A 6,157-nucleotide genomic window follows, 5' to 3' on the forward strand; every position below is an offset into this window, starting at 1 on the left:
ATTTCGTCAATCCTTCCGCAAAAGCCACCGCCGTGTCTAGCCCCCTGCCGCTCCCGAGCGCGACGACCGCGGGCCGGCTGCGTGACATCAGGGCACGCGCCGCATTTCGTGTCGTCTCCACGCTCACGGCATCGATCCTTGCCACCAACTCCTCGACCTCCAGCGGCCGCCCATAGGCCAGGATATGGCGCGCCAACTGTTCCGCGCGCGAGCTGCAGCTTTCCAGTGCCATCAACAGCCCGGCCTTCATCTGGGCCTTGGCGCGGGCGATCTCGGCTTCCGTCAACGTCTCGACGGCTTCGTTAATGACATCGACGATGACTTCCATCATCTCCGGCGCGTCGCCCGGGTCGGTGCCGGTATAGAGGCCGAAAAATCCCGTATCGATATAGGGAGCGTGAAAGGCGTAGATCGAATAGCAGAGCCCGCGTTTTTCGCGCACTTCCTGAAACAGACGCGACGACATTCCACCGCCGAGAATGTTGGTGAATACCTGAAGCGAGAATAGCGACAGGTCGGTTTGCGGAACGCCCTCGAGCGCCAGCGTCAGATGCGCCTGCTCAAGCTCGCGATGCACCACGCGCGAGCCTCCCTTGCCGAACATCGCGGGCTCGGGCTTCGGCGCAGATGTGCCGTCGAAACCTGCAAAGCGTTGCGCTACATCGTCCACCACCCGCTTGTGATCGACGGCGCCCGCGGCCGCGACCACCATGTCGGGGCCGCGATAGTGCGTCGAAAGATAGCCGCGCAGCATATCGCGGTTGAAAGCCTTCAACGTCTTCGCCGTGCCGAGCAGCGAACGCCCCATCGGCTGATCCGGGTAGCACAGCTCGTTGAGATGTTCGAACACGACGTCGTCGGGCGTATCCTGCGCCGCGCCGATCTCCTGTACGATCACGCTCTTCTCGCGCTCGAGTTCATCGGGCACGAATGAAGGATTTGTGAGAATGTCCGAAAGCACGTCGAGCGCCAGCGGCACGTCGGCCTTCATGACGCGCGCATAGTAGGCGGTGGTTTCCGTCGAGGTGCCGGCATTGAGATCGCCGCCGACCGCCTCGATCTCCTCGACGATTTCGCGGGAGGAGCGCCGCGTCGTTCCCTTGAACGCCATGTGTTCGAGCAGATGAGAAATTCCATGCTCGCTGGGCCTTTCGTCGCGGCCGCCGACGCCAGCCCATACCCCGAGCGCAGCAGTCTGAAGATGCGGCATGGTATCGGTGATGACGGTGAGGCCAGACGGCAGCTTGGTGACTTCAACGCTCATCCGGCGGCTCCTCCTGGATTGGACATTCAGCTACTGCGTCAGTTTCGCAGCGCGGCTGACCGAACGCACAAATCTCGCGACTTCTGCCTTGTCGTTTTTGATTACCTCGACGCGCTCCGGTCTGGTCATCAAACCTTCCAGCCATGGCGGCAGTTCCGGCCGAACGCCGCAGGCCGCTTGCACGGCGTCGGGAAACTTTGCGGCGTGCGCTGTCGACAGCACGATGTTGGGCACCTTCGAATCCGCCGTGTCACGGTCGGCCACCACCAGCGCCACCGCCGTGTGCGGATCGACGAGATCGCCCGCCTCGCGCCAAACGGCGCGAATGACGGCACTGGTCTCGGCTTCATCGGCGCGGCCGGCGTCAAACTCGCTGCGCACCGCCGCCAGAACCGCATCCGGCAGCACGAACCGCCCGGATTGCTTCAGCGACGCCATCAGCCGCCGAACCAGGCTTGCATCACGGCCGCTTGCTTCGAACAGCAGGCGTTCGAAATTCGACGACACCTGAATATCCATCGAGGGCGAGGTCGAGGCGTGGACTTCGCGGGTTTCGTAGATTCCGGTCTTGAGAGTCCGCGGCAGGATGTCGTTGACGTTGGATGCGATGCGCAACCACCCGATCGGCAGCCCCATGCGCTTGGCCACGAAGCCTGCAAAGATGTCGCCGAAATTGCCGGTTGGCACGGTGAAATCGATCTTCCGCGCCGGAGCGCCGAGCGCGACGGCGGACGTGAAATAATAGACTACCTGGGCCACGATACGCGCCCAGTTGATCGAATTGACACCCGACAGCGCGACCGCATCGCGAAAGCCGTGATCGTTGAACAGCTCCTTCACGATTGCCTGGCAGTCGTCGAAAGTGCCCTCGACGGCGAGCGCATGAATATTGCCCGCGCCAACCGTCGTCATCATCCGCCGCTGCACCTCAGAGATGCGGCCGTGCGGAAACAAGACGATGAGGTCGACATTGTCGAGACCGGCAAACGCGTCGACCGCAGCACCGCCGGTGTCGCCCGACGTTGCCACCACAATCGTGGTGCGCTCGGCCCGCTTCGCCAGCACATGGTCCATCAGGCGCGAGAGCAACTGCATCGCGACGTCCTTGAACGCGAGCGTCGGGCCGTGAAACAGTTCCAGCAGGAATTGATTGGATCCGATCTGGTCGAGCGGCACCACTGCGGGGTGACGAAACGTGGCGTAAGCTTCGTTGGCCATGCGGCCGAGATCGGCATCGGAAATCTCGTTGCCGACAAAAGGACGAATCACGTCGACCGCGACTTCCCAATAAGGCCGGCCGAAAAACCCGGCGATGGCCTCAGGCGCGAGCTGCGGCCAGACTTCAGGCACGTAGAGGCCGCCGTCGCGCGCAAGCCCGGCCAGCATCACGTCGCAGAAGCCCAAGGCGGGAGCCTCTCCCCGCGTTGAAATGTATCGCGTCAAACCAGAGCTCCGATTCCGAAGTTCGTCCTCCACCGCAACACCCCCCTTTACGAATTTCGAAAAGTTATGGGCGCTGGCAAATTTACGATTCTAGTGCCGCTTTGCTATTTGAAGTTCCTGAGCCGAACTCACCGCTTGCGAAGCATGAACTTCAAATAGGCTGCACCAGCCTCCAAAGGTCCGATATTTCATCAAGCCATTGACTCTTATATATAAATTACCTTGCCGAGGCAAAGCGGCGCCACCATAATCGTTTTGGCGGCAAGTGGAAACCGCTTCTTCCATCGCATCCCGCCACGCTGAACCAAAACCTGGGACGTGCCCACACGTCGGCCTGGGGCCTTGAGCGTTGGCGTGGCTAGCGATCCCAAAGCCAAGCCGTTGCCTCCTGCACCTTGTCTCGCGGCGCGCAGGCCGGGGATCGGCGCCGCGCAGCGAACCTGGACCGGCGGCTGATCCGTAATTGACGCAAGCATGGTGAGGTTGCAATCTCCGGCGGCGATTTGAGGAGATACGATGGCGGACGCAGCCCGGCAGTGGGGGAGGCGAGCTCTCGACTTTGTGGATGCAGTCGAGCGGCTGGGTGCGCCCGACGTCGTCAAGTTGTTCGAGTCCGAAATCAAGGCGTGCGGATTTCACGCCTATATCATGGCTGGCCTCCCCGCGCCAGGAACCGCACTTCCCGAATTGACTGTCGCCAACGGCTGGCCGGTGGAATGGTTCGAGCTCTACACACGCGAAAATTTCAGCGCAATGGATCCCGTCCCGCGATTCGGCGCTTCGACGGTTCAGCCGTTCGAATGGTCAGAGGCGCGCTACGACAAGGACGAAGATCCCGCCGCTCATCACGTGATGACCCGCGCCACCGAATTCCGCCTGAGGGATGGTTATTGCATTCCGATGCACTACGACGAAGGCGGCGCGGTGATCAGCCTTGCGACCGAGCACCTTCGCCTCGACCCGCTCGCCAAAAGTGCGCTTCAGCTGATCGGCGTCTATGCGCACAACCGCATTCGCTCGCTTGCCCGGCCGCAACGGGAAAAGCGCCACATGCTGACCGTCCGCGAGCGGGAAGTCCTGCGTTGGGTGGCGGGCGGAAAGACCTCGTGGGAGATATCCGTCATCCTCAGGATCTCCGAGCGCACGGTGAAGTTCCACCTGGTCAAAGCTTCACGCAAGCTGAATGCCGTCAACCGAACATCCGCAGTCGCCAAGGCCCTCGCCTGGGGACTGATCAAGCTCTAGTGTGGCGACTCTGACGTTCCTTTCAGTGCCGCCGCGGATGCTGTGAAGGAACATCAGAGTCAAAGCCACACTAGCGGAGCGGATTTTGACATTCGCTCCCCGACTGGCCGCAGGTTCTCAAAGCGAATGTCAAAATCCGTAACTCCACTAGAATCGTATAGTCGCTAGTGGTCCTTTGATTCTAACATTCGCAAGAGTGGCCGCCGAGGTGGGATGTTAGAATCGGACCACTAGCAATCATATGGTTGCTAGCGTCCCTTTGCTTCTGACATTCGTAAAAGTACCCGCCGCAATGTGATACGAATGTCAGAACCGGGCCGCTACCCTGTCCTTTCGGACAGTAGCGGGTTGACCGGCGAAAAAACACTCTCCCGACACGCGCAAAGCGCGCGCCGGGGAGAGTCCAATGGACGTTCATGTCATCCGTCGCGACAACAAGCATTTGTACTCGGAAATCCTCGAGGACTATTTTCGTCTTCGCCATCAGATTTACGTCGTCGAGCGCAAATGGGCCGCACTCGACCGCCCCGACAAGCGCGAGCTGGATCAGTTCGACACCGACGAGACGGTCTACCTTCTCGGCCTGGAAGGTCGCTCCATCATCGCAGGCATGCGCCTCGTGCCAACGACGGCGCCGACACTGCTCAGCGACTTGTTTCCGAGGCTTTCGCTGAACGGTCCAATTCGGCGCCCCGACGTCTATGAATTGTCGCGAATTTTTGTCGTGCCGAAACGGCGCGGCGAACACGCCGGACCGCGCGCAGAGGCCGTGATTCAGGCTGCCGCCATGGAATACGGCCTTTCCATCGGGCTGTCGGCTTTCACGATCGTGCTTGAGAGCTGGTGGCTGCCGCGCCTGCTCGACCAGGGATGGGTCGCCCGCCCGCTCGGCCTTCCGATCGATATCGATTCGATGTCGACGATCGCCGTGATGGTCGACGTTGACGAACAGGCGTGGACGGAAATCTGTATCCGCCGGTCAGTGCCGGGGCCGATGCTGGTCTGGCAAGGCCTCCCCGTCATCGAGCGGCCAGCAATTCGCGATCTGGTTCCCGCCGCCTGACATGACGTCCTTGGGTTCGTAATGGGTCCCACAACTCTGAAAGACGATTTGAAGCGCCGCTGGCGCGATGTCCGCAACAAGGAGATTTTCCATGTTCCGCGAGAACAAGACGAGAGTACTGGTTGAAAAAATCGACGACGCCATCGAACAGGCCGAGGACCTCGGTTTGGCCTTCGTGGCCGGCATCCTGATGATGGCGCGGCTGGAGGCTGTCCAGACGGATCAGTTGGCGGTCGCAGGCGGGAAGAACAGGCAACTCTCCTGATGGGGGATCATGCCCCACGGACGTTGCTCTTCGGCTAAACGCTTGCTGGCACACCCACAATCTCCGCAGTCGACATGATGCGTGCGAATTCGCCATTGAGATTGGCGAGCGTCATCGCATAAATATCTTCCGCGGAATGCATTTCGCCGTCGGGACCTGTTCGGTCATAGGTCCACGTCGCATCGCGGACCAGACAAGCATCGAAACCGAGGTTGCCGGCCATTCGCGTCGTGGTCTCAACGCAATGGTTGGTCGTGGCGCCGCAAATGACCAGCGTTTTGACGCCTGCGCCGCGCAGTCTTGTCTCCAGATCGGTACCGATGAAAGCGCTGTTCACACGCTTCACGATCACCGGCTCGCCGGCCATTTCACGCGCTTCGTCCTTGACGATATAACCGGTGCCGCCAGCACGGAACGAAGAGTTTGGGCGCGTGCCTTCGTGGCGGATGTGAAAGATCTGCGCACCCTGATCCCTGAATGCAGTCAACAACTCTGCGATCCGCGTAATGGCTGGCGGGTTATTGCGCCGCCTGCCGGCCGCCTCCCATTCATCGAATGCACGCTGCACGTCTACGGCGAGAAGAGCGGTGTGGGAGGGCGTGACGGCATTCATGTTCATTTCCTGGAGCCACTCGCGTAAACCCTTGCCACGGGTGGAGGAAATTCGAAACGGCGTTTTTCCCTCGTTACAGACTCGCTAGTGGTCCGATTCTAACATTCGCTTTACGACCCGTGGCTGGATGGGTGGCGAATGTCAAATCCGCTCTACTAGCTCCGCTTCCGGCCAGCGAACCATACGCCGAACGCGATCACAACCGCCCCCGCGAGCGCGAACCAGGTGATGGCGTATTGCATATGATCGTCCTTGAGATGCACG

Annotated in this window: 7 protein-coding genes; 3 read left to right on the forward strand and 4 right to left on the reverse strand. The window is 60.7% G+C overall.

Features of this window, described 5'->3' with window-relative positions; genetic code table 11:
• Nucleotides 1-1,264, reverse strand: a 1,264-nt coding sequence (locus WB528_RS07605; protein ID WP_423887804.1) for a M16 family metallopeptidase, incomplete at its 3' end; no start/stop codon positions are given.
• A gap of 30 nt (nucleotides 1,265-1,294) precedes the next feature.
• Nucleotides 1,295-2,707 (reverse strand): threonine synthase, encoded by a 1,413-nt coding sequence (thrC, locus tag WB528_RS07610; RefSeq protein ID WP_423887805.1) that lies wholly within the window; start codon nucleotides 2,705-2,707, stop codon nucleotides 1,295-1,297.
• Nucleotides 2,708-3,223: 516 nt separating this feature from the next.
• Here thrC and WB528_RS07615 point away from each other — a divergent pair.
• From WB528_RS07615 to WB528_RS07625, 3 genes are all read left to right on the forward strand, one after another.
• Nucleotides 3,224-3,952: an autoinducer binding domain-containing protein gene (locus WB528_RS07615; RefSeq protein ID WP_423887806.1), complete on the forward strand. Its 729-nt coding sequence runs from the start codon at nucleotides 3,224-3,226 to the stop codon at nucleotides 3,950-3,952.
• 406 nt (nucleotides 3,953-4,358) lie between these two features.
• Nucleotides 4,359-5,015: an acyl-homoserine-lactone synthase gene (locus WB528_RS07620; RefSeq protein ID WP_423887807.1), complete on the forward strand. Its 657-nt coding sequence runs from the start codon at nucleotides 4,359-4,361 to the stop codon at nucleotides 5,013-5,015.
• A gap of 91 nt (nucleotides 5,016-5,106) precedes the next feature.
• Complete coding sequence (locus WB528_RS07625; RefSeq protein ID WP_423887808.1) at nucleotides 5,107-5,280, forward strand: hypothetical protein; 174 nt, start codon at nucleotides 5,107-5,109, stop codon at nucleotides 5,278-5,280.
• Between the two features lie 34 nt (nucleotides 5,281-5,314).
• Here the strand turns inward: WB528_RS07625 and WB528_RS07630 are convergent, their stop codons facing one another.
• Nucleotides 5,315-5,893: a cysteine hydrolase family protein gene (locus WB528_RS07630; protein ID WP_423887809.1), complete on the reverse strand. Its 579-nt coding sequence runs from the start codon at nucleotides 5,891-5,893 to the stop codon at nucleotides 5,315-5,317.
• Nucleotides 5,894-6,048: 155 nt separating this feature from the next.
• Nucleotides 6,049-6,157: LPXTG cell wall anchor domain-containing protein (locus WB528_RS07635; RefSeq protein ID WP_423887810.1), on the reverse strand; the 109-nt coding region annotated here is incomplete at its 5' end.

Source organism: Bradyrhizobium sp., assembly GCF_049586575.1.
Classification (GTDB): Bacteria; Pseudomonadota; Alphaproteobacteria; order Rhizobiales; family Xanthobacteraceae; genus Bradyrhizobium.

Bases quoted from the DNA above. Each gene is read 5' to 3' on its own strand.
- WB528_RS07615 (WP_423887806.1), top strand. From the start codon at position 3,224: ATGGCGGACGCAGCCCGGCAGTGGGGGAGGCGAGCTCTCGACTTTGTG.
- WB528_RS07620 (WP_423887807.1), top strand. From the start codon at position 4,359: ATGGACGTTCATGTCATCCGTCGCGACAACAAGCATTTGTACTCGGAA.
- WB528_RS07625 (WP_423887808.1), top strand. From the start codon at position 5,107: ATGTTCCGCGAGAACAAGACGAGAGTACTGGTTGAAAAAATCGACGAC.
- WB528_RS07630 (WP_423887809.1), bottom strand. From the start codon at position 5,893: ATGAATGCCGTCACGCCCTCCCACACCGCTCTTCTCGCCGTAGACGTG.